The organism is Ruminococcus sp. RTP21358st1_G6_RTP21358_211008 (genome assembly GCF_040908885.1).
Classification (GTDB): domain Bacteria; phylum Bacillota; class Clostridia; order Lachnospirales; family Lachnospiraceae; genus Blautia_A; species Blautia_A faecis.
In genome coordinates this window covers 25,608-25,813 of record NZ_JBDGDM010000060.1, presented here as the reverse complement: position 1 = coordinate 25,813, position 206 = coordinate 25,608, and the positions used below count along the sequence as shown (strand labels likewise).

The 206-nt window shown below is 49.5% G+C and carries 1 tRNA gene; it reads left to right on the top strand.

Annotated elements, in window-relative coordinates:
* Position 1: 1 nt before the first annotated feature.
* Positions 2-77: transfer RNA gene (locus tag AB5Z12_RS18195), tRNA-Tyr, on the top strand.
* The last annotated feature ends 129 nt before the right edge of the window (positions 78-206 follow it).

Genomic DNA, 206 nt, shown 5'->3' with positions numbered 1-206 from the left:
GATTCCCGAGTGGCCAAAGGGGACAGACTGTAAATCTGCTGGCGATGCCTTCGAAGGTTCGAATCCTTCTCCATCCACTACTACTCCAGAGCATATTCGCTCTGGAGTTTTTCTGTCATACGCCAAAGCGGTTCGAATCCTTCTCCATCCACTACTACTCCAGAGCATATTCGCTCTGGAGTTTTTCTGTCATACGCCAAAGCGGT